This window comes from Legionella cincinnatiensis (assembly GCF_900452415.1).
GTDB lineage: Bacteria > Pseudomonadota > Gammaproteobacteria > Legionellales > Legionellaceae > Legionella > Legionella cincinnatiensis.
Window position 1 is genome coordinate 2853806 of record NZ_UGNX01000001.1, and the last position, 23036, is coordinate 2876841.

The window sequence follows — 23036 nt, forward strand, 5'->3', positions numbered from 1 at the left end:
AGCTTGATTCATTTTTTCTAAATTTTTCTAGCGCCAGCACTAATATAAAGCTCTGCTTTTTTGTTTATAAGAATGGGAATTTATACTTCTTTGTCGAATGCTCTATTCGTTGGGATACACCTGGCGCAATAAATACTTAAACAAGAGTCAAAGTATTATCTCTTGTCGATAATTCTTGTGTTTCAAATGTTGTACTTCCTTTTGGTTTAGGCAAAGTTGCGTCCTTATCTTTATTAGGAGAATTTTGCATCATTTTTAATTTTTTCTCAACCTCAGGAGGTAAAGCAAGCTCTGGAGGAATTGTTTTGTGGCGAGGAGAGCCTGCATTTAAAGCTCCCATTATCATCCTAGGGGAATTAGAGTGCGGTTGTTCCAAATGAGGATCCAATTTTGCCTCTAACTGTCGAGCTAAAGTTGGATCTAAAATCCACATGGCATCGGCCAGAGCAGGAATACACATATTTGGTTTATTATTTACCCACCAACCTAAATCAATCATAGCTTTGCGTATGTAGTCTGCTTTTTTGTTATTTTTATCCAGTGCAAAGCGTAATATGGTATGCAGCGCTTTAGCAGGTTCTTTATAATTAATAGAAAGTTCTTTATTTGAATTCAAAAATCCAAACCGAGAATTTTCTAATTTTTCATGATATTTTTGTCTGAATTTTTTACACAATTGTTCAGGACTTTGTTCCGCTGGCGCCGAGATTTTATATTTACCTAACGCATTTATATTTTTGTAAAATTCAGACATCAACAAAGCATGCATCGTAGTAGTTGGATGCACATCATCCCAAAACATATGTTTAGAACCTGGAGAGGTTCTCTCCGGAGTCATTGTATAGTCTGCTGAATCTTTATAAGCTTCTTTTAATTTTTTAGGATCAAAATATTGAGCATATTCTGATTGAGGGTTATCTTGAACATCAGTATATATTTTAGTAAAGATAGAATTGATATTGAAAAAATCAATGGAGCAAGAAGGATATTTCTCTTTTAATTTTTTATATTTCTCTTCGAGTTGTGTATTAAAATATTCTGTTACTTCGTGAGCTGTACCTTCTCTTGATGTACCTTGGAAACGTGGAGTTAACGATAAGTCGGGCAAATTACAAAGCACAATATTTTTAAAACCCTGTTGAATTAATTTCTCAATGTTATCTATATTACTTTGTACTGCAAGATTGGCTGCCTCTTTTGTTGGTTCTGAATTAACCGTAATTAAATCATTTGCACCAGAAAATACAGTAACCAATGTCTTTTCTTTATCCTCATAATCCTCTTGTTTCTCAAGATCGGCTAAGAATTGATCCACCTGCTTTGACAAGTTAGATACAATTAAACGGGTAAAAAAAAGCTTTATCGAAGTAAATGGGGCAAGCAGAGAAAGAAAAAGACTCTTCCAGCTGTAATCATAAGATGTTGCGCCACCCTGGCTGTAATTTGCGAAGAAATTTTGCCCATTATATTGAGCAGTACGCCCATCATCGAGCGAATAATATTCTTGAATGTATTTGCTGTAACGAGGATCTGTAATTATCTGATCCGATATGTCATCAGAAGATTCATGAAGAGCGGTACGTTGAGCGTTCGTTTTATGCCGATGTGCGATTGCAGCATCCGCTATATCAGTGCTATCGACTATATGTCTAGGATTTATTAGATCCTCTGGAGTACCTTCTTGCTTTGCTGCAAATAGGTGTCCTTCTTCTCTATCTTCTACGCGTTGCTTACGTTTTACTTCTCTTAATTCAGCTGTAACTTCATCCCAAGTATATCTTTTTCGGAGATAAGGAGACTGATAAAGAACATCATCGCTGATATCCGCATTATTCAGATTATATCTTCCAAAACGATGAGCAGAATCTTTTTTTATTTTGTCGTCATTAAGAAACTTACTGATAAGAGTGGCTCTAAGCGAATCTGCCCATGTATAACCATTGGTAAAGCGCTCATTGGGAGACTTATCTAATCCTAATGCTTTGAGCCATAAACCTTTTACCCATGAACCTAGAAAAGAAAACTTTTCTCCCATGTTTTTACCGTCAGAAAGGCTATCGCCAAATACAACAAAGTGGGTTATATTTTTTTTAGATTCGCGCTTGCTGATTGCCATGCAAAATAAACACTATTTGATCGATTATTGATATTTTATAGGTAAATTATTAAGGATTTATTAATCAAAGTAAGTATGGGGGCAATTTTTTCTTAAGAAATATAAAAAAAGAAAAAGATATCATTTCATTCCCTATATTTGTCATACATTAAAATTACGATCCTCCAGATACTCTATGAGGTAGTATAAATTTCTACATGATCGTTAATTTTTGTATTATAATGTATCAATATCGATCAATTATATCCAATATGGGAAATGCATCATGGCTAAACAACCGAACGCGACTCCAGTGTATAACGCAATATTTCAAGAACACTCTAATCCTGGTAGAGCAATAACCGGGCGAAACAACGGTAATTTTTCATCATATGATAAAGGCATATCCTGCCACGTGTTTGCCATTGCAAGTCCACTCACATGGAAAAAAGCCCAAGAATTAAACTCCGAATACTCGGATATAGGCACCCAAAAAGAGATCGAGCGTGCACAGGCTAGAATCATGCATGAATTCACGGAACAGGATAAAAAAGATGTAGATGAATCTTATGAAATTCAACCGTATCCAGAACCAGAAGAAGAGGTGATCCAGGTAGAACGCTCGGAAAATATGCAAGAAATTCTAGAGCTGAGAAAACAGCAAAAAACCGTATTACCTGTCGAGGATTTATACCTTTGCGGAGGTTTCAGAGAAGGAAAAATGACTCCTGAACATATGTGGATCGAGGACCACACAAACGGCATAACTTATGATACATTCATTAATCGAGGCGGGATTGCTGTTGTAGATGGAGTTGGTAAAGATGGAGAACCGTTTGCACCGGGATGCGAAGGAAGTGATTTCGAAAAAAACGAAATCCATCGAGTTAAAGTGGAGGGGTACACCTGGGGTCAACTTATTGCTATAGCTGCCGGTGCTGAAGATATCGGTTTTCCCAAAGGAATAGAGAACAAGCCACAAGTGTTAGCTGCAAAAATTGCTGTTAACGATGCGAATATTGCCTTGTCAAAAGTTCCAGAAGCAGACCTGACAAAAGAAGAAAGTGAAGTACTAGAAAAAGTCGAGAGAGAACAAAGTCTAAAGACAACACAAAAAGATATAGATAATGTAGTGAAAGGTCTAGGGGAAGAAGAAAAGCTACACTATAACAGTGCACTAACAAAATTAGAACAGGTAGCAAATGAACGAAGAAAAGTTGCACGCGAAGCTGTAGGCACTGGCCCCGAAGCTTTTCTTGAACGAGTAAAGAAACAAACAGCACAAAAAGATAAAGTAGAAGAAGTACAAAAAGATAAAGAAGAAATACAAAATCATAGCCCGCAAAATATTGACAATCCACGTCCAGAACAAACACAATCATCATACGATTCTCTGTGTAGGATAGCCCGTAACTTTGCTATTGGTATTGGTATAACTGCCGTTTTAGCTACCACTGCTTATTTAGCAAGTAGTTCTAAACCATCCAATAATTGAAAAGAATTAGGAGCTTTATAATGAACAATGATGAAGAGAATAAAAAAACTCAAACGCTATTAACTAATCTTGATCCAATAGTAGAAGAAATCAATCGAACGCTTCTTTCTTCAAAGGCTATTCCTAATAAGCGGAAAGAAATCAGTTTGATTTTGATGAAAATAAGTACCTATAAAAATCTAAGGAAAAATCATCAAAACTCAGATAGCGTAGAGGCAGAAATTGAATCTTTAGCATCCATATTTTCAAGTACTGATAATATATTAAAAAATATATCAGAAGAAGAATATATTTCTGAATATCTAGACAATGGTTTATTTCAGAAATTTAATGACATTTCTAGTGAAATTAAAAGACTTGTTGAATAGAGCCAGCTGTTTAAAAAAACAGATGGGTAAAGAGATTTAATCCACATCTGTCAATTTTCAGAAGATTTGTGATTATCTATTTTATATTAAAATTACCCAATTTTTTGCTAGGACTAAAATAAGCTTCTAGTATATTTTAAGTAACTTTTAAATTATGGTTCCAGAATCTAGCGATAGTTTAAAAAGATCCCCATAAGGCCATAAAAGAACGCCAATGATATTTGGATTGGCGTTCCATGCAACAAGCTCAATTAGGGAAAAATGCTGTTCTCAAAAAATTAAAAGATTTTGTATCAAACTTTATTTTCTTTTCCTCTTTCTTAAGTTTTGTACTGCGATCCTTTAAAACGGGAAAAAACAACTAAAAAATGAGTTTTAATTGTTCTTTATTTAAAAATATTAATCAAAATACAATCTCATGTTACTATTTCACTTGTTACTATTTATTCAGGAGAACTTAATGGCAGGCCCTTACAATACGCATCATATAGTTAATGTGTTTCGTTCAATTGTTCAATTAATATCGCAATATCCGGAATTATTAAAGACGCAAGGAATCTTTCGGATCCCTGGATCGAAAGAAGAAATAGAGCGTTTACTCGAACAGCTTATCTGTGATCATTTTAATGTAGAAGCCTTGAGTCACTACATAATGAATGAAAATACAGTTAATAATGAGCACCTCCATAATGTTTTAGGAATGATATCTACAGTGCTTAAAGGGAGCCAACTATTAGCCTCCACAGATGATCTACTTGTATCCTTTTCTAAAAAATTAAAGCCATTATTGGATTCTCCTCAAGAAGAAGATCTTAAAAACACCATAGCAGCTCAATTATTTGATAACTTCATTAATGATCTGCTTCTTTCAAAGAGAATAGATTATCAACGTGCAGGAGAAATTCTTTATCATTATTTTCATTTAATGCATCAAGTAGGTAAATGCCAAGAAATTAATCGCATGACTTATAATAATCTTGCCATTATCATAGCACCTAGCCTTACTCACGAGTTGAGCCTATATACTGGAAATAACTTATTAGATTTGACAAGTTATGTGAGTCAATTAACTCCTGTATTAGAAAATTACATTGCAGACACGAAATGGGGTTTTGATTTTAATAAATACCATGCGGACAAAGTAGAGCATTTAGAAAACACGAGACAATCTTTGCGTGAACAACTAGAGCATATGAAAGAAGCTTCCAGAAAATCAGTTACCATTCCGATGAAAAGCTTCATGTTGCAAGCATCCATGATAAAAGCACAAATTGATGCTATAAAAGAAGAACAACAAGATCATTCCCTTAAAAAGAAAGCGAGGAAAGAGTTAGGTAAGCAACTTGACCCCCTAAAAGAAGAGCAAAGCGATCTTCTTGCGAAAATTTCTGAATTAGCTCCCAAAATTAAGGCAATGAACAGCGGGCAGCAACAAATACAAAAAGAAATCGATATGCTCACTTACTCAGGCCATCGAGTAACACTACGAGAGAATCCATCAAATAATTCTAATCTTGCTCAATTTAGTATTTTTGAGTCAAGTAGTTCTAATGCAAGTACTGTGTTATTTCCTATTCCTGAAGAAAAGGAAGAACTTGAAGACCAAGAAGAGACTATTCATCAAGAACCACAACGTCCACAATAAGCAAGTAGCAACTGTCTTGAAAGCTTATTTCAAGACAGTTGCTACGCTTGCTATTAAGATGGGGTTCTATTTTTTCTCTTATTTAACACTTCATGGTAATTAAAATTTAATTGGCTGAATCATGAAAAATCACTCAAAATTATTGGATGAATAGTCAATAACTTGAAGTTCATGTTCTCGATTTAATAAGCTGTCAGGAATCTTGCCTGTAAATTGATTATGATCAATGCGTAGTACTTGGAGATTAATGATGTTACCAATGTCAACAGGAAGTATGCCAGTTAACGCATTATATTCAACGCGCAATGTTTTCAGAGAATGGAGCTGCGTAATTGTATCTGGAAGGACCCCACTGAATTGATTATGCCCAAGATAAATATGTTGCAACTGTGTTAACTGCCCTATTTTAGTGCTTATGGAACCTGAAATATAGTTATTAAATAAATAAATTTCTTTTAAATTCTTAAGCATATAAAGAGAGTCCGGCAAGACTCCATTCAGTTGATTATCATCAAGCCGTAATATTTCCAGTTGAGGCAAATTTCCAATGGATGAAGGGATAACTCCTGATAATTTATTGACATGTAAATCAAGCCATTTCAAGTGTTCAAGATCACCAATACTATCAGGAATCTCACCGTCTATCTGATTGGATTTAAGCCAAATATTTTCAAGTTTTTTGCATTGACCAATCGTCGTAGGAATACGCCCCCCGATATGATTAAAGCTTAGATATAGGGTTTTTAGTTCTGTTAAATTACATAATGAATCGGGTAATGTTCCTTCTAGCCCATTGTCATAAAGTTGCAGTTCAGTTACATGCCCATTTTTATCACAAATTACTCCGTGCCATTCACAATATGAAATGGAATCAGAAAGCCAATTATCTTGTCTAATCCAATTTGACCCGTTGGTTGCTTTGTAAAAATTCTCAAGCTCTAATCGTTCGTGCGGATAATTTGCGTCTGCAAAAAGAGCGTTTGAAGTTAACGTTGTAACTACTCCCAAAAAGAATACTTGTTTACCAGATGATTTCAGCAATCTATGAATGACATTGAAAAAAGAATGAATCGTTATTGGCATGGAACCCTCTCGCAAATCAGTTGAGACAATATAAATATTAAACAATTTAATGTCAAATAGTAAATCCTGTTTATAAGTGAGTCAGATCTGGGCTTTTTCTCATTTCAGAGTGAGCGAAATTTTGCTTTATCGAGTAGAAGATACCAACCATAAAGATCTTCTTGAGCTTGAGGTATCGAAAACTTTCTTAATTGATCCAAGCGTACCCAATATAAACTTATTTCCAGTCGAATTAAAATTAACTTTTTAAACCTCTTAATAATTCCATAAGAAAATAAATTGTATAATATTTATCCAATTTTGATTACATATATCTTAATGGATTTCAATATTAGGTAATAGGTAGATAAAAAATGTTTAGACGTCATGAAGCGACACTTAAGAATAAGAAAGTACGAGGTGAAAGCGAGGTTTATAGCTTAGAGATAGAAGGTGTTACTCCAAATGATTGTGGAAATGGGCAATATGTAGTTATTCATGGAGACAAAAAACCAATTTATTTAGCTATTGCTTCGAGTAAAAATGGATCTTACCTAAAAATAAGCCAGATTTTAAAAAATGGAGCTAAAAATATTCTTTCTGAAAGTCAGGTTGATTCACATCTTGAAATTGATGTTCCTTGTGGAAATGAATTTAAACCAGTAGGAGAAAAAGTATTGTTGATTTGTGCCGGATCTGCAGAGTCTGTCATGAGAAATCTGTATAATAATTTAACCTCAGAAGGTAAAGATGTTTCAGTTTTTTATTCTGCAAAACGTCTCGAAGATCTTCCCTTTCCCAATTTTGTTGTGAGGCTTAATAACAACAATCAACATTACATAACTCTTACAGAGGAAAAAGCAGATCAATTTAAATCAGGTCGTATCACAGAACATTTAAAAACAAAAGATATTGATCCTAATACATCTGTTTTCGTTTGTGGCCCAGTTGGTTTTGAAAATGACATCGTAAATATATTACTCGATAAATCACATCCAGCACAAAATATTCACATTAGTTATTGGGGCAAAATTCTCCCTGTGGATTCAGATACTCTTGCTGCACGAGGATTTAAAATTAAAGAAAATTCTCTAACAGAAAAGGAGGGTTTCAATGAGTCACCGCAAATAAAATATTGATTGTATCCTGACTTTTCGGAAAGCCTAAGTTTTCAGTGATGATCACATTTTTGACAAACAAAGAAGAACTCTTGATAAATGGTGTATCACCTACGTAGAAAAATTACGTCCTAAATTAATTATAGAGAAATTTTCTACCGATTTGATTGATAAGTTAAAAGAAACAATCCTTCTGAATTCAAGTTTCTTTGGAAAAGTGAAATTGCAAACTCATTATCTAAAACCTGAACTCATCATTAAATACTGAAAGAATGCTATGCTGCTACTATTAAAACTTTAGCAAATAAATAAATTGGATGGTTTATAATATTGAGCGTGCTGTTATGAGTGAGCTCGAACAGAAAACTTTAGGATGGAGTAAGTTCATCAAGTATTAAACACTTTAGCCCAGTTAAAAAATATAATCTCAGAACTAATGATTAACATTTTAGAAAATGACTAGGAGCAGATGATTGGACGCTTCAAATAACTTGAAGAGTTTCTATAATTTTATTATTACGGTGCTTTCACTATGCTAGTAAAACAACCTCTTTCAGATCAATGCATTATTGATTGCCTTCGTGCACATTACAATGTAAAAATTGTTACGCTTACATTGCTTTCCTTGGGTGCAGATATCAATGCATCTGTATATAAAGCAGAGGCACACGATAAATCCTCTTATTTCGTAAAAATAAAACACGGCCACCATCACGATATTGGGGTTATCATCGTGCAACTAGTGCATAAGGTTGGAATTCAGCAGATTATCCCTCCAGTTAAAACCATACATGGCCACCCAACTAAGAGCATTGATGACTTTACACTTATTTTGTATCCATTTATCGAAGGACAGGACGGTTTTACTCATGCTTTAACAGACGAGCAATGGCTAACACTCGGTAAGGCTCTGAGGCAAGTCCATGAAATTAATGTACCCTCATCAATCAAACAGCAAATCAGGCAAGAAACCTATTCATCAAAATGGAGAGAACTTGTTCGGTCTCTTTATACCCATATTGCAGGTAAACCATTCGGTGACAAGATTACCCTGAAACTGTTAGCGTTTATGAAAAAAAAGCTCCTGACTATCCAGCGGCTAGTAGATCGGGCAGAACAGCTAGCCCAAATTATTCAAAAAGAATCGGCCCAATTTGTACTATGTCATTCTGATATTCATGGCGGCAATGTATTGATCGGTAATAATACTATTTACATAGTGGATTGGGATGAGCCTATCATGGCTCCCAAGGAGCGTGACCTTATGTTTATCGGTGGTGGTATTGCGAATGTTTGGAACAAATCACACGAAGAAGCGCTTTTCTATAAAGGCTATGGAAAAACTGAGGTAAATATAACAATGTTAACGTATTACCGGCACGAACGTATTGTGGAAGATATTGCAGAATACGGTCAAAATTTACTTTTAACAACAGCAGGAGGCGAAAACAGGTCAGAAATGTACAAACATTTTACAGACATGTTTCAGCCGAACGGAGTAATAGATATAGCATTCAAAACGGATGAAAGCCTCCGCCAAGCAACTGATTAGAACAGCTAAAACAGCTGCTATGGTTTGTTGGTTAAACAGAGGTGAATCAGGTGCGGATTCAACTTCGTTTAAAAATAATTTAGCGGGCTAATCTTTTGGAACTTTCAGAACAAGCGCAAAGCTCATCCTCTTTAATTGGGTTTGTTGGAGAAAATATGAAAATTAATCGCCTAGACCATTTAGTGCTGACCGTCGCAGATGTTGAAAAAAGTTGTCAGTTTTATGAACGTGCACTTGGAATGACCATTGTGACGTTTGGCGATGATCGTAAGGCCCTTCTTTTCGGACAACAGAAAATTAACCTTCATCAGCTCGGTAAAGAAATTAAACCGAATGCTAAAAATGCTAATACCGGAACAGGTGATTTATGTTTCATTGCAGATACGGATCTTAAAGAGGTGATACAGCATCTGTTGTCGTGCAATGTCCAACTAGAATCCGATATCGTTGAACGTACCGGTGCTATAGGTAAGCTCCGATCAATCTACTTACGTGACCCGGACGATAATCTGATAGAGATTTCAAACTACCTATGAGTAACACTCTTTATCTTTATCATGAGCTAATTAATCGCTGCGGTCTATGAACAATATCGTGATATTCCCAAACTGCTTTGTAAAAAAGTTGGATTTCATCTTCAGTGGGTACATAGGGTAGGTGTTTAAGTGTTAAGTGTTGTGGTGACCTCGATATTAAGATTTTCTCTTACAAATCGGAATACCTCTCGAAGATAATCATAATTAGGATTTTATACCTTAAGCAAACTTGAACCTTTTGTGCCATTTTTTTAGCTGATATTTGCTCTATTGCCCCATATGGCTATAGGGATGGAAGTGGTATTGTTAAGTATAAGGAAGCTAGGATGCAAAAGTATGTAAAAGGCCTCTCACATCCTTTTTTTCAGAAGTCTGAAGGAGAAATAAATGAAAATATTAGTGTCCTTGATAATGCAGCAAAATTGAGAATGTTTACTGATTAGGTAATAGTTATTCAGCGTGTTGGGCGTGTGTAATCTATTAGCCCAGGACCTAAAACTGGACGTTATCGGGGATTTAGACAAAGCATTGTGTATAGTTTCCTACTCTTCGATATTTTTTAGCAAAATATTAATCTACTAGGTGATCATAGAACATCAGCTAATTGTCAAAAGATCGTATAGTCAAAATTGGCTAATTTAATTGATGGAGAGTTTATAGAAATTGGAAGAAGAGCAACCGTTTATAATAAATCAGACCATCCTCTCTTTGAGAAATAACGGGTAATTTTTCATGATTCTTGTCTGTACTTGTAAATAGTAATTTGCGTTCTGATTCGGAGGAATTTTCAATATCGAAGTGTTAATAGGGAGGTCGATTCTAGCTAGAATGCGCCGTATATGGAACATCTCACCAGAATTTTCAAGAGTAAATAAGCAAAATAAAAGCTATACATTTAATTTTTGTATTTGATAATCTCTATCATTTTTTAGCATACTCCAAGTGACTGAAGTTAATTTGAAAATAGAGCATCTAACTCATTGTATTACAGTGGATCATGTTGAAATAAATTGATTTATATGTGCCTAACATAGATTGAGCTATCGCCATGGTGTTATTTAACGCTATAGACTATATTAATTTTATATGGTTAATTTTTTGACAAAAAGCTTAACTATGCCATGGAGGTATGTATGAATAATGATGAAATTTGCTTTTTAAATGCTACAGAGCTCGTGCAATTAATTAAAACCCGCAAAATTTCAGCTTATGAGCTCATGTCCATTTACTTAGAGCAAATTAACCATACTAATCCTCTTGTGAATGCCATTGTTATTTTATTAGATGAAGAACTGTTACTTGAAAAAGCTAAAACTGCAGATAAATTATGGCAAAAAGGAACTTGGTTGGGACCATTGCATGGAATCCCTCTTACTCATAAAGATATGACCCCCACTAAGAATATTCGTACTACTTTTGGCTCACCACTGTTTGCAAATTATATTCCCGATTTTGATGAACTTATTGTTGAACGGACAAATAATGCAGGTGCGATATTAATTGGTAAAACGAATTCGCCTGAATTTGCAGCAGGATCTCATACCTATAACAACGTATTCGGTGTAACGGCAAATCCATGGGATTTAAGTAAAAGTGCAGGCGGGAGCAGTGGCGGGGCAGCTGTTTCACTTGCTTGTGGCATGAATGCCTTGTCTTGCGGAGGCGATATGGGTGGATCTTTACGTAACCCTTCTGCTTGGAATAATGTCGTTGGCTTGCGTCCTTCACCTGGACGAGTGCCTACTGCCCCTACGAAATTACCCTGGTCCACTTTATCTGTTGAAGGACCAATGGCACGCAGTGTTGCCGATATTGCTTTACTGATGAGTGTCATTTCTGGTCATTCTAGTCGCACCGCGATAGCACTTGAGCAATCCGGAAATATTTTTACGCAACCCTTGGCACGCGATTTTAAAGGTACAAAAATCGCTATGTTTAATGATTTATGTAATGAATTACAAGATCCAACGATTAAAAAAATAGTCCAAGCACAAGCGAAAGTTTTTGAAGAGTTAGGGTGTATTGTTGAAGAAGCTGATCCCCTATTTCTTGAGGATTGTGATGATGCATTTCGTTGTGAGCGAGCTTTGATTTATGCCGCCACTTATTATGAGTTTTTACAAGATAAAAGCAAACTTGCTCAGATTAAACCGGAAGTGATTGAAGAATTTGATTTAGCGCAAAGTTACACCTCTACCTATATTGCAAAAATGCAACGCAAAAAAGGGCAAATTTTTGAAAAAATGCGGGAATTTATGCAAAAATATGAATTCTATATTTTACCAACAACAGTAATTTATCCATTTAATATCGAATTAACCTGGCCTAGAGAGATAAATGGTAAAAAATTAACATCTTATCTTGATTGGATGAAAATATGTTGGTGCATTACGATTACTGAACATCCATCATTATCCATCCCATGCGGTTTTGGCACCAATCACATGCCTGTGGGTATGCAGATCGTTGGTAGATGGCATGATGATTTTGGTGTGTTGCAGTTAGGCCATGCTTATGAAGCGCTTACAAATTATGCAAAAAAGCCTCCCACTCTAATCAAAACCTAAGATTAATGGAGAAATCCATTCAAAATGCATTAAGAATGCTTATCTAAATAAGACCTTTATTACAAAGATTGAATATGGCAATTTATCAATTTCTATTGTTCTTTATTAAAACTCATGAATGATAGCTCCTTTATCACCAACAGGAGATGACTGCCATGCAGACTTTTTTATAGCCTTTTGTGCATCGGTATATCCTGAATTCCTATGTGCTTTAATTGCCTGTTCAGAAAAATTATAGTCTTTACTTAATAAATCACTTTTCATTTTTTGATAATGAAAACGAACAATATTGAGTGCTGTAGGATGGCCAGACTGCACAATTCTTTGCATGGCCGTCTCAATATCTTTATCTTTCATTACTTCTTTAGGTAATTCATGGATAGTGTGTTGGAGACAATGTAGCTCCCTAAAATAATCTAAGACTTTATGATGACGGCTTGCGAATACTATCTCCTTTTTGCACGTCAAAACGTCCATAAATGATGAAGGGAGATGTTCAGGATAGGAAAAGAGATTAACAATAAAGCATAATAGTTTTTTAGGCATTTTCTCTTCTAAAAGAATAGCAAATGGAGTATTAGAACTTAGTCCTCCATCCCAATAATACTCATTAGCAATTTTAACTGCAGGAAATCCAGGGGGTAGCGCACAGCTCGCCATAATGTGTTCAGGCCCTATTTCTTGATGAGTATTATCAAAATGAACTAACTTGCCACCCTTTATATTAACCGCCCCTACTGTCAATCGGACTTTTTTTTGATTAATGAACTTAAAATCGATTACTTTTTCTAAAGTTTCACGCAACTGGCTTGTATCATAAATACTAATTTTATCTGGGGTATTTGCTAAAAAAAATATGGGATTTATCAACCATGGCTTAAAAAAATTATCTTGTCCAAAAAAGGCAATCCAATAAGCAGACATATAATTCTGGAACTCTTGGAGTAAAACATTATCATCTACCTCAATAAATATTGGAAATGAAGATGTGATTGAACTCCAAAATTCATTTAATTTTGTAACGCGGTTCTGAGGTTTATTCCCTGCAATAATTGCCGCATTAATCGCTCCAATAGATGTCCCCACTACCCAGTCTGGACTATAATCATGTTCTAGTAACGCCTCACAAACACCTAATTGATATGAGCCTAAAGCACCACCACCTTGTAAAAGATAAACAATTTTATCATATGATTTATTTTTATCGGTCATGATAAATTCCCTTATAGAAAACTTTTATTTATGTTAACTCATAAATATTGTGAATCATTTGTAATAAGCAAAGTATAGACGAGCTACTTTTTAAAAACACTTGGCTAAGCCTGCCATCAATTTGAACAGTTCATTCTTCAACACATATTCGACAGGTGAAATTTTGGTGAGTTAAGAGATCGCATACTTTATTGATTCTACAATGCCGCTAATGTGAATCGAACACACGACCTTTTGATTACGAATTAGTAAATTATGGGTTTTATCCGATTAGACACTTTTTTAAATTCCTTTAATTTCCTTTTATTTACTTGATGTTACAGCACTATTACGTTATAAGTTCTATTAATGAATTTTAAACAATTGTGCGACACAAGTGCGACACAGTTGCGACACAGTTGCGACACATAAAGAACAGAACATAAAAATCGACTATGAAAATAAACAAAACAAACGTAGAAAACCTCCCTCTTCCTCAGGCAACGGAAGAAGGAAAAACGGCACAAAAAAGATATTACGATGACAACCTAAAGGGATTTGGCATACGTGTTACTTCTGGAGGAGCAAAAGCTTTTTTCGTTGAAAAATTCATCAATAAGAAACGCTGTCGAATTACTTTAGGGCATTACCCAGAATTAACCGCTGAAATGGCAAAGAACAAAGCCCTGCATCTTTTAGGGCAAATCGCTATGGGCATTGATCCAGTTGCTGAGAAAAAAGCAGCAGAAATTCAAGATATAACCCTCAATCAAGTCTTTAAAGACTACATTAAAACCAGAAAGAACCTGAGTTTTCGGCAATCGTGCGTGACTAAAGACAGTTCAGTTGTTTAGCTATATCCTCGAAGAATTTAGGAGGCGACTTAATGATAAATGGCACCAATAAACTAGAAACTGTCAAACAAGCATTTAGACACAGGCGAGTTACACGAATAAAACGAGGGCAAATTCCTGATGAGTTATGGGAACAAGTCAAGGGATTATTGGGTGACTATACGCCTTCGAAAATTGGCAGTCATTTAGGGATTTAGTCTAATCCAAATCAGGAAAAAATTATTGCCTGTAGAGAAAACGGACCTGCAGTTTGTTGAGATAAAAGGAAAACCTACGAGGCTTGATTCAGAGTTTCTATCGAATAGCGATGCGCTTTGTAGTGCTGAACTTCATCGTCCCTGTGGCAGTATACTGAAAATCAATGCAGTACCGATGAGTTGGCGAGTCGATTTCGGGGACTGGGACGTCCCGGAATCTTTCACGAGGTAGCGCGACCCTTGCAAAGTAGCAGTTAATTTGTTGAACGCTTACGAATAAATTTGACTAATTCACAATGGTACAGAGTGTAATAAATATTCTGTTTGATTCGCTAAATCTACTTTATCATTGTGTTTTATGTTTGTCTGTTCAATTTTTTCTGGACAACTTAAATATTCATACTCGTCTGCTGTAATGGGAAAGGTGAAATAATCATTATAATTATTGAGTATTACTTTTTCAGCAGTAGTTGGATTATTGTTTGTATCCAATAAAATATTTTCATGCTCTGCTCTGCTTAGTATGGCAAAACCGAGTTTTCTTAAAAGCTCTTGATAATTAGAGTTAGGTATACCTGTGCCAGAGATATCTCCTTTTTCTGTAATCCTATAATTATCATTAACACCAAAGTATTGTTTTAATTTAAGTGTTATATTGCTTGGAATAAGTTGTTGGTTCTTTTTGAAAAAATCAGACAATGCATTAAGAATAGTAGCTTTATCATCATAAAACTCAAAATGTATTTCATCATTTGGATTTGCTAAAGCGATATATTGTAATTGCGCATAAATCAGGGTGATTTTGAGCTCATCGAATAAGTATGATGCATGTGAACCAACCGTTTTATTAGTATATTCATTGGTAGCACATTCAAAAGCAGTTCCCATTTTTAAACCATTGTATATATCAGTCATCCAGAATGGAATAAATTCAGCTCCGATTTCTTTAGCAAAACAAGGAATATTCTCAAAAGCATAACCATTTATATTTTCATCGGCATTATACTGTTCGGTACCAAAAGATTGACGATTGGAACCAATCAAAACGTATGCTTTATCATAATTGCGGTTTTTGTTTATGAGTAATTGCTGCAAATCTTCGTTAATTTGAAGAAAGTCATCCGGATCTATAGCGAAACGGACGGGATTTAAACAGCCATCATAATCGAAGGAATAAACAATTTTAGTCATACTTTTTCCTAATTAATTTATTAATAAAGTTAGTCCAGAGTTTTTAGAGCTATTGCACAACTCTGAGGCGAATATTATTAAATAAAAATTCTTAAGTCTTACTTAATAAGTTATGAAATTTGTAAATAACTCCATATACATTTTGGAATATCATGGTTATAGCGCTAGAGCATAAATGATTTAAATTTGCGCATAAAGATTCATCGCGATATGCAAATTTATAACCATGACGGTTTTGTTTAAATCATATTTATCAAGACGTAACTCCATAGATAACGTGACTTTGCAACAAAAATCATTGATTTTCAGCACAACCTATTGATTTTATTACGACTGCTAGCTAATCTTGCTGCCATTAAGAGGAGCAATGTTGCTAATGACACCAGCAAAAGAATTACCTATTGTCATTGAGAAATCACAGGAAGAAGTTGATCAGATCGTTGCATTAGTGCACTCATCAAACCTACCTGAGTGCACAAAACCGTTTGTCATTGGGTGTATTAACCTGGCTTCTTGGATCCCGAGGGCACTGATCGAGCATAAAATCACTGTATCCAATTTAAAGCGGCTTATCTTTGACAAGACTACTAAACATCACGACAAATCTTTAAAGGTAGAACAAAATAACACTGCCGCAGAAGAACCTGCGCCCAGCCAATCAAATGATGAGAGCAATGAGCCCAAAGAACCCACAGGACATGGACGCCTTCCACATACTGCCTACATCAATGCACAGGAACACACCATTGCCTTAGAGTCCCTAAGTGCTGGACAACTATGCCCACATCACTGTGGTGGCAGGCTTTATTCCATCAATCCTGGCATCCTCATTAATATAAAAGGACAAAATCTAGCATCCGTTAATAAATATTGGATTGAGAAGCTGCGATGTGCTTTATGCAATGAGATATTTTCAGCTAATATTCCGGCTCATGTCCACCAGGAAAAATATCATCCAAGTTTTAAAGCCATGTTAGCCTTACAAAAATACTACATGGCCATGCCTTTTCATCGACAAGAATATTTTCAATCGCTCATTGGCTTTCCCATTCCCTCCTCTACCCAATGGCAACTCATGGAAGAATTAGCTGGATGTGCATTGTTAGTATTCCCTGCTTTAGAGGAACTCGCAGCGAATGGCTCTTTAATTCACAATGACGATACGGTGCTTCGAATTGTAGATACGATTCGGCACAACAGACTAAACCCTGATAAAAAACGAACTGGCATGTACACCACAGGAATATTGGCACAAAACGGCGCCCATAAAATAGCACTCTTTTATAACAGCCAACGTCACTCTGGCGAAAACATGGAGCGCCTTCTTAATAAGCGCCATAAGAATAATGGCAAGGTCATCCAAATGTGTGATGCACTAAGTCATAATATCCCAGTGACCCATGACACCATTGTATGTAACTGCTTGTCTCATGGCTTTCGTAAGTTTGAAGAGTTACAAACATTTTACCCGGAACACTGTTTGCCTATCATGAAATGGCTTTCTATTCCATTTAAGATGGATGAGGAATCAAAACAACTTGGACATGATGAACAACAGCGTCTAGTCTACCACCAGAAGTACAGCAAAACTGCAATGCTTGAAGCCCGAGCGTACATGGAGAAACTGCTGTCATCCAAACAAGTCGAGCCTAATGATTCCTTAGGCAAAGCCATAAAATATATGCTGAAGCATTGGGAGAGACTCACCCGTTTTCTACAAATTCCTGGTGCGCCCATCCACAACAATGACTTGGAGCGAGGGTTAAAAATCCCTATCCGAGGACGTAACACCTGGTTCTTTTATAAAACCGAATACGGCGCTATGGTAGGTGGCGTACTCACCAGCATTATTTATACCTGTGAGTTATCCGGCATTAATCCCTTTGAATACCTGGTTGCACTGCAGGTTTACAAAGACCAAATTGTTAAAGAACCTCAAGCCTGGCTTCCCTGGAATTACGAAAACACGTTGGCTTCATTAGAATCATCACTGGCCGCATAAGCCATAGAACGCCAATCGTCTGGAAGGCTTGCTTTTATGGGATGGCCTTGGGCAAGCAGTATCAATAACTCACTGGAGCGTAATTGAACAGAGGGACCCAATCCACTAGGCCACCAAGCCAGCTTGCCTCGACTGAACCGTTTCTGGCATAGCCAAAAACCACTCGCATCATACACTAATAGTTTCACTGAGGTACGCATGCGATTGGTAAAAACAAATACGGTACCGCTGAATGGGTCATCAAGTAGCTTTTGTCGGCATAAGGCTTTTAAGCCATCGATGCCTTTTCTAAAATCAACGGGTTCAACAGCAAGTAACAACCGATGTTGTGGGGTAATCTGCAGCATCGTTACCCCATAAAATCCAGCATGAGTTTTGATATCCTACTCATCGGTACTGCGTTGATTTTCAGTATACTGCCACAGGGGCGATGAAGTTCAACACTACAAGGCGCATCGCTATTTGATAGAAACTCTGAATCAAGCCTCGTAGGTTTTCCTTTTACCTCAACAAACTGCGGACTAGTATTCTGGACAGGTACTAATTTTTTCCTGATTTGGATTGGACTAATCCCTAAATGACTGCCGATTTTCGAAGGAGTATAATCAACCAATAGTCCCTTGACCTGCTCCCATAACTCATCGGGGATTTGCCCGCGTTTTGTTCTTGTGGATCGCCAGTGTCTAAAGGCTTGTTTGACAGTTTCTAGTTTATTGGTGCCATTTATCATTGAGTCGCCTCCTAAAATCATTGAGGCTATAGGCTAAACAACAACTCTGTCTTTAGTCACGCTCGCTTGCCGAAAACTCAGGAAAGAACTTAAAACCCAGAACGTTAGATAACTACAAACATATATTAGATAAAGCCTTCACCAGCTGGAAAAGCAAACCGATGTTATCCATTACCCGAGATCGCATTGCCAAATATCACGAAAAACTAGGCCAGGAACGTGGTGAAGCCTATGCCAATTTGGCCATGAGAATACTCCGCGCCCTCTTCAATTTTGCTGCGGGACAATATGAAGACAATAGTGGTCATTCTCTTTTCATAGATAATCCAGTAAAACGCCTATCACAAACTCGAGCCTGGTATCGTATTGAACGACGAAAAACTTATATAAAATCTCATGAACTCGCTGCATGGTATGCAGGTCTCCAACAAATCCAAAATGAAACATTACGTGATTATTTGCTGCTCATCTTGCTGACAGGACTACGCCGACAAGAAGCTGCTACCTTAAAATGGTCTGATCTCGACTTAAAAGCGAAAACATTTACTATTAATAAAACCAAAAACAATGAATCCCATACCCTTCCCCTTTCGGATTTTCTTTATGATTTGCTGATCGCTAGAAAGGCAAAAGCAATTAATAACTATGTTTTCCCGGGCCCAGGAGCAGCAGGCCATATTATTGAACCGCGCAAACAAATGGCACATGTGACAAAAAATTCAGGTGTTCATTTCACAGTACATGATTTAAGACGAACTTTTATCACCATTGCAGAAAGTCTGGATATCCCTGCCTATGCTCTAAAGCGTTTAATGAACCATAAGATGAGTAATGATGTGACCGCTGGATACATTATTGTTGATGTTGAGCGGTTAAGAAAACCAATGCAGCTTGTTACTGATTATGTTTTGAAGTGCATGGAAGTGATTAAGTCTGCTGAAGTCATTACGATACAAACTGTAAATAAAGAACAGATATAAATGCCTCTCTAGTTATGGACCGCAATGCGGTCCGAATTGAGAATAAATATTTAATTTGGATCGCAATGAGATCCAAATCATAAGTAAAGTTATAAGATAGATTCGGAACGCACTGCGTTCCATATTTAAATCATATTTAATTTGGACACACCGTGTACCAAATTAAAGAAGCAAAAAAATGATAGATAGTGAAGAAATCTTGGATTTGACAGACAGTGTTTGCCAAATCAAAAAAGCCAAGCATCAGTATGTTCCATTTTGGAACTCACTGCTTAGACTTTCAAAATGAACTCTCCGGGATTTCCGGAAAGTTCAAAATTAAAGAATATAATATTATCCAGCACTATAGTGAATATTAAAATCTAAAGCCTTAACAATCGGTTTAGAATTTTTCCCAATTTTCTTTATTTCAATAATTCCATAGCGTGCCATTGTGCTAAGTGTACGACTCAAATTACCAGGTTCACTTTTACTTAAGTCAGCAAGCTCTTTAATTGACTCAGGCTTTTGTTCTTCAATTATTTTCAATAACCTCATATTGTCTTCATTTAGTACGACACATAGTGATTTTATTGAATTAAACCAAATCTTAGGTTCGTTCTTCTTAGGTTTATAACGTCCAGAAGCAATTTCAATAGTACGACTCTGAAATTTATCTGGTGACATAATTCCTACTTGTAATGTTTTCATTTATTATCTTGTTCCTTTATCATTTATTGATGTTAGGGACTTAGAGTTACCTAATTCAGCAAGCTCCATTTAAACCTTATCAAGATTTAAAAAATAACGAGTCGCTTTAAGCTCGCCAGTTCGTTTGAGAATATTTTTTTTAACCAAGTCATTCAGATCTCTGGTTGTTGTAGCGATTGGTGCACCAGTAATGCTCATATAATTTTTAGCACTTAAACCACCTACAAATCCATCAGGCCCAGCATGAAATAATCTTAATAAAACCTTTTCTTGCCTTGGGTTAATTTTCCCTTCCGCTTCCCTTAAAATAACAGATTTCTTAATAATAAAATCAATATACAAATAAGTGCTTTGTTGCGCTTCTAGAGCGATGTTAGCAAACCAAATCAACCAAGAAGTTAGGTCTAAGGTTTTGCTTGCTAATCCTAATTGTTGATAATATTCCTTTCGCTTTTTTAATAATATTTTTGCCAATACCGTCATCACTGGTTTTGAAAATCCTTGCGATAAGGCTTTTTCTGCTATAGCTCGCCCTATTCTTCCATTTCCATCTTCAAAAGGATGGATACTCTCAAACCACAAATGGGCTATTCCTGCTCGGGTTAATGTGGGTAAAGGAGCGGAACCTGTGAGAGAACTCCGTTCAAACCAATTGAGAAACTGATCCATTTCGTCTGGAACACAGGTTGAGGGAGGCGCTTCAAAATGGATTTTTCGATCATAATCAGGCCCAGAAACAATTTGCATTGCTTCTTCATGCTTACGATATTGACCAATATGTTCCAAATGATGGCTATTACCCATTAAAAATTGATGCCATTCAAATAAAACTTGATGTGTTAGCGGACTAGAAATCGTTTGGTATAAATTAACCATCATTTTAGCGATCCCACGCTCCGCCATGCTCGCTCTAGGAGCTTCTGTAGACAACCCTAGCTCTTTTTTTATAGAAGATTGAACACTATCCCTGTTTAAATGCTCTCCTTCAATTTCAGAACTATCCAAAGCATCAGTACACATTAAATCGATAAATAAATTTTGCTTACCTTCTTGAGAAATATGTTGGGAGGAACCAATAATAATACCTGCGTTCTCAGTAAAAGACTGTTCATACTCAACTAATTTATTAGAGTCCCAAGTAAAATTAGGCCAATTCCCAAGCTGCCAATTCCATTTCATGATTAATAACCTCACATTTTATTAATCAAAATATAGCATAATTATGATTAATAAAATATGATTTTATTAATCAACGTTACTTTAAGTAATAGTAGCTTTCAGTAATATCTAAATGCTAGGATCTAGAATCGAATCCTCTCACAAAGATTTTAAGGGATCCTTTCAATGACAACCAAAGAGACCGAAAGACAAAAACAATCATGCAAAAGAAAAAACTTAAGCCTTATTGTTATGACTAGTTTACCCCTTTCTTTATTTTAAATATTATTTTATAAATATGTTATTTTATTGATTAGATTATTTTTAGCGGCTAATCTTAAGCTATTTCATTGCAAAATTAAGATGTTTATGTTTTCGCACAACACTTTGTTAATTCTAGGCGCAGGTTCAAGTTTAAATTATGGATATCCTACTGGAGCTGAGCTTGTTAAAAAAATAATTGATAATATAGAAACGGACGAAGTATTTTTTCCATTAAAACAAACAGAACCCCCATGTAATTTCAATTTATCTATGTTTGCTGAGAATAATAAATTTTGTCCTAAAATTTCAGATATTCCAGAAAACCAACGAATAAACAATCATCAAATAAATGCGTCACTAAAACGAGAAATGATACAACTTGATAATAAGGGGTATTTCTTTTTAAAAATTAAGCTAAATGAAATAAAAGAGCTTAATGAACTTAAAGAAGCTATTAATCAGTATTCTCCTGTATCGATTGATATCTTTTTACGTGACAACCCAAGCCATGAAAAGGCTGGGAAATTAATGATTGTTTATACTCTTCTTAAATTAGAAAATATAAATGATTTTAATGTTTCATTCTGGGGAAAATCCGAAAAGAACAAATACGATGACCATTGGTATCCCTACCTTTTAAATGACATTTTATATGGCTGTGCCGATAATCCAGCCAATATATTTGATCCAAAATTAAAAATTATTACTTTTAACTATGATATGAGCCTAGATTATTATTTATATAACACATTATCTAACATTGAAATATTAAAAAATACATACCCTGATTTATCATATTTAGAGCAATATAGAATAGAGCACGTGTACGGGAGTCTATATAAAAACATCGAATTTGAGTATGGGAAGTATAATTTTGAAAAGAAAACGGCCAATAAAAATATAAGCAGTACGAAAAGATTCGCCAAGGCTTTTGAATTAAAAGACAATATAGAAACTATGCGTGATAGCACCAGTCATATGCCACATCTTAAATCCCTTATAACAGATGCTAAAGAAATAATCATCATTGGATTTGGTTTTGACCGAACAAACTTAAATATCTTGGGGTTTCCGACTTCTGTTCATTCAAACCCTAGCTATCAGTCATTTTTGGAAGGCAAAATTATTCGTTATCTAAATTATAATGGAGAAATGACTAATATTGATACAGAATTTGAAACTATAGCTAACTTTTCTTTAAGTGCGATAAGGTTAAAGCCTGTAAAGATCATCAAATCGCATGCAACAAAAATTAAGAATGCTTATTTTAGAGATTTTAAACCTTCTTTACTGTTAGATTAAGTTCCTCAAATTTTGCAATGAAAAAATAAAGGGCAAATT

The 23036-nt window shown here is 35.6% G+C and carries 18 protein-coding genes and 3 pseudogenes; 12 read left to right on the forward strand and 9 right to left on the reverse strand.

What is annotated here, in order from left to right:
• Positions 1-136: 136 nt before the first annotated feature.
• On the reverse strand, positions 137-2116 hold the full coding sequence (locus DYH34_RS12760; RefSeq protein ID WP_058465561.1) for an SGNH/GDSL hydrolase family protein: 1980 nt from the start codon (positions 2114-2116) through the stop codon (positions 137-139).
• 265 nt (positions 2117-2381) lie between these two features.
• On the opposite strand from DYH34_RS12760, the gene DYH34_RS12765 reads away from it, so the two are divergent.
• The 3 genes from DYH34_RS12765 (at position 2382) to DYH34_RS12775 (ending at position 5603) form a co-directional block, all read left to right on the forward strand.
• Positions 2382-3590 (forward strand): hypothetical protein, encoded by a 1209-nt coding sequence (locus DYH34_RS12765; protein WP_058465560.1) that lies wholly within the window; start codon positions 2382-2384, stop codon positions 3588-3590.
• A 20-nt stretch (positions 3591-3610) separates the two neighbouring features.
• Entirely contained in the window at positions 3611-3958 is a 348-nt protein-coding gene (locus DYH34_RS12770; protein ID WP_058465559.1) for a hypothetical protein, read from the forward strand.
• 460 nt (positions 3959-4418) lie between these two features.
• On the forward strand, positions 4419-5603 hold the full coding sequence (locus tag DYH34_RS12775) for a Rho GTPase-activating protein (RefSeq protein WP_058465558.1): 1185 nt from the start codon (positions 4419-4421) through the stop codon (positions 5601-5603).
• A gap of 129 nt (positions 5604-5732) precedes the next feature.
• Here DYH34_RS12775 and DYH34_RS12780 read toward each other — a convergent pair whose 3' ends face one another.
• Complete coding sequence (locus DYH34_RS12780) at positions 5733-6686, reverse strand: leucine-rich repeat domain-containing protein (RefSeq protein WP_083502785.1); 954 nt, start codon at positions 6684-6686, stop codon at positions 5733-5735.
• Positions 6687-7039: 353 nt separating this feature from the next.
• On the opposite strand from DYH34_RS12780, the gene DYH34_RS12785 reads away from it, so the two are divergent.
• Together DYH34_RS12785 and DYH34_RS12790 are read left to right on the forward strand one after the other, a co-directional pair.
• The gene (locus tag DYH34_RS12785) at positions 7040-7804 is read left to right on the forward strand and encodes an FAD-dependent oxidoreductase (RefSeq protein WP_058465557.1); all 765 of its coding nucleotides are present in this window, start codon (positions 7040-7042) and stop codon (positions 7802-7804) included.
• A gap of 511 nt (positions 7805-8315) precedes the next feature.
• Entirely contained in the window at positions 8316-9335 is a 1020-nt protein-coding gene (locus tag DYH34_RS12790; RefSeq protein ID WP_058465556.1) for an aminoglycoside phosphotransferase family protein, read from the forward strand.
• Here the strand turns inward: DYH34_RS12790 and DYH34_RS18755 are convergent.
• A pseudogene (locus DYH34_RS18755) lies at positions 9313-9422 on the reverse strand (DNA-binding protein); the annotation flags it as partial. The gene DYH34_RS12790 and the pseudogene DYH34_RS18755 sit on opposite strands and share 23 nt — an antisense overlap.
• A gap of 8 nt (positions 9423-9430) precedes the next feature.
• Between DYH34_RS18755 and DYH34_RS12795 the strand changes: the two are divergent.
• Positions 9431-9871 (forward strand): VOC family protein, encoded by a 441-nt coding sequence (locus DYH34_RS12795; RefSeq protein WP_202972250.1) that lies wholly within the window; start codon positions 9431-9433, stop codon positions 9869-9871.
• A 1133-nt stretch (positions 9872-11004) separates the two neighbouring features.
• On the forward strand, positions 11005-12438 hold the full coding sequence (locus DYH34_RS12800) for an amidase (protein WP_065240114.1): 1434 nt from the start codon (positions 11005-11007) through the stop codon (positions 12436-12438).
• A gap of 105 nt (positions 12439-12543) precedes the next feature.
• Here DYH34_RS12800 and DYH34_RS12805 read toward each other — a convergent pair whose 3' ends face one another.
• On the reverse strand, positions 12544-13650 hold the full coding sequence (locus DYH34_RS12805) for a patatin-like phospholipase family protein (protein ID WP_058465553.1): 1107 nt from the start codon (positions 13648-13650) through the stop codon (positions 12544-12546).
• A gap of 434 nt (positions 13651-14084) precedes the next feature.
• Here DYH34_RS12805 and DYH34_RS12810 point away from each other — a divergent pair.
• Positions 14085-14447, forward strand: a pseudogene (locus DYH34_RS12810) (Arm DNA-binding domain-containing protein); the annotation flags it as partial.
• 68 nt (positions 14448-14515) lie between these two features.
• Positions 14516-14680 (forward strand): hypothetical protein, encoded by a 165-nt coding sequence (locus DYH34_RS12815; protein WP_238589531.1) that lies wholly within the window; start codon positions 14516-14518, stop codon positions 14678-14680.
• Positions 14681-14971: 291 nt separating this feature from the next.
• Here DYH34_RS12815 and DYH34_RS12820 read toward each other — a convergent pair whose 3' ends face one another.
• Complete coding sequence (locus tag DYH34_RS12820; RefSeq protein WP_058465551.1) at positions 14972-15871, reverse strand: hypothetical protein; 900 nt, start codon at positions 15869-15871, stop codon at positions 14972-14974.
• Between the two features lie 376 nt (positions 15872-16247).
• Between DYH34_RS12820 and DYH34_RS12825 the strand changes: the two genes are divergently transcribed.
• Positions 16248-17873 (forward strand): IS66 family transposase, encoded by a 1626-nt coding sequence (locus DYH34_RS12825; RefSeq protein ID WP_083502784.1) that lies wholly within the window; start codon positions 16248-16250, stop codon positions 17871-17873.
• Here DYH34_RS12825 and tnpB read toward each other — a convergent pair.
• Both tnpB and DYH34_RS12835 read right to left on the reverse strand, forming a co-directional pair.
• Entirely contained in the window at positions 17828-18220 is a 393-nt protein-coding gene (tnpB, locus tag DYH34_RS12830; RefSeq protein WP_058465550.1) for an IS66 family insertion sequence element accessory protein TnpB, read from the reverse strand. The genes DYH34_RS12825 and tnpB overlap by 46 nt on opposite strands.
• A gap of 2 nt (positions 18221-18222) precedes the next feature.
• A complete protein-coding gene (locus DYH34_RS12835) occupies positions 18223-18603 on the reverse strand; it encodes a hypothetical protein (protein WP_115342600.1) in 381 nt (126 codons plus the stop codon).
• An 83-nt stretch (positions 18604-18686) separates the two neighbouring features.
• Between DYH34_RS12835 and DYH34_RS12840 the strand changes: the two are divergent.
• A pseudogene (locus DYH34_RS12840) lies at positions 18687-19583 on the forward strand (tyrosine-type recombinase/integrase); the annotation flags it as partial.
• Positions 19584-19916: 333 nt separating this feature from the next.
• On the opposite strand, the gene DYH34_RS12845 reads toward DYH34_RS12840, so the two are convergent.
• Positions 19917-20273 carry an HVO_A0114 family putative DNA-binding protein gene (locus tag DYH34_RS12845; RefSeq protein ID WP_058464655.1) on the reverse strand — a complete coding sequence of 119 codons (357 nt, stop codon included), beginning with the start codon at positions 20271-20273 and terminating at the stop codon, positions 19917-19919.
• Between the two features lie 69 nt (positions 20274-20342).
• The gene (locus tag DYH34_RS12850; protein WP_058464654.1) at positions 20343-21452 is read right to left on the reverse strand and encodes a Fic family protein; all 1110 of its coding nucleotides are present in this window, start codon (positions 21450-21452) and stop codon (positions 20343-20345) included.
• A gap of 348 nt (positions 21453-21800) precedes the next feature.
• Between DYH34_RS12850 and DYH34_RS12855 the strand changes: the two genes are divergently transcribed.
• Positions 21801-22997 (forward strand): hypothetical protein, encoded by a 1197-nt coding sequence (locus DYH34_RS12855; protein ID WP_058464653.1) that lies wholly within the window; start codon positions 21801-21803, stop codon positions 22995-22997.
• Positions 22998-23036: the final 39 nt, after the last annotated feature.

Coding starts and splice junctions, on each gene's coding strand:
- DYH34_RS12845 (WP_058464655.1), bottom strand. CDS start 20,273: ATGAAAACATTACAAGTAGGAATTATGTCACCAGATAAATTTCAGAGT.
- DYH34_RS12765 (WP_058465560.1), top strand. CDS start 2,382: ATGGCTAAACAACCGAACGCGACTCCAGTGTATAACGCAATATTTCAA.
- DYH34_RS12770 (WP_058465559.1), top strand. CDS start 3,611: ATGAACAATGATGAAGAGAATAAAAAAACTCAAACGCTATTAACTAAT.
- DYH34_RS12785 (WP_058465557.1), top strand. CDS start 7,040: ATGTTTAGACGTCATGAAGCGACACTTAAGAATAAGAAAGTACGAGGT.
- DYH34_RS12780 (WP_083502785.1), bottom strand. CDS start 6,686: ATGCCAATAACGATTCATTCTTTTTTCAATGTCATTCATAGATTGCTG.
- DYH34_RS12800 (WP_065240114.1), top strand. CDS start 11,005: ATGAATAATGATGAAATTTGCTTTTTAAATGCTACAGAGCTCGTGCAA.
- DYH34_RS12815 (WP_238589531.1), top strand. CDS start 14,516: ATGATAAATGGCACCAATAAACTAGAAACTGTCAAACAAGCATTTAGA.
- tnpB (WP_058465550.1), bottom strand. CDS start 18,220: ATGCTGCAGATTACCCCACAACATCGGTTGTTACTTGCTGTTGAACCC.
- DYH34_RS12820 (WP_058465551.1), bottom strand. CDS start 15,871: ATGACTAAAATTGTTTATTCCTTCGATTATGATGGCTGTTTAAATCCC.
- DYH34_RS12825 (WP_083502784.1), top strand. CDS start 16,248: ATGACACCAGCAAAAGAATTACCTATTGTCATTGAGAAATCACAGGAA.
- DYH34_RS12835 (WP_115342600.1), bottom strand. CDS start 18,603: ATGATAAATGGCACCAATAAACTAGAAACTGTCAAACAAGCCTTTAGA.
- DYH34_RS12775 (WP_058465558.1), top strand. CDS start 4,419: ATGGCAGGCCCTTACAATACGCATCATATAGTTAATGTGTTTCGTTCA.
- DYH34_RS12855 (WP_058464653.1), top strand. CDS start 21,801: ATGTTTTCGCACAACACTTTGTTAATTCTAGGCGCAGGTTCAAGTTTA.
- DYH34_RS12790 (WP_058465556.1), top strand. CDS start 8,316: ATGCTAGTAAAACAACCTCTTTCAGATCAATGCATTATTGATTGCCTT.
- DYH34_RS12760 (WP_058465561.1), bottom strand. CDS start 2,116: ATGGCAATCAGCAAGCGCGAATCTAAAAAAAATATAACCCACTTTGTT.
- DYH34_RS12850 (WP_058464654.1), bottom strand. CDS start 21,452: ATGAAATGGAATTGGCAGCTTGGGAATTGGCCTAATTTTACTTGGGAC.
- DYH34_RS12805 (WP_058465553.1), bottom strand. CDS start 13,650: ATGACCGATAAAAATAAATCATATGATAAAATTGTTTATCTTTTACAA.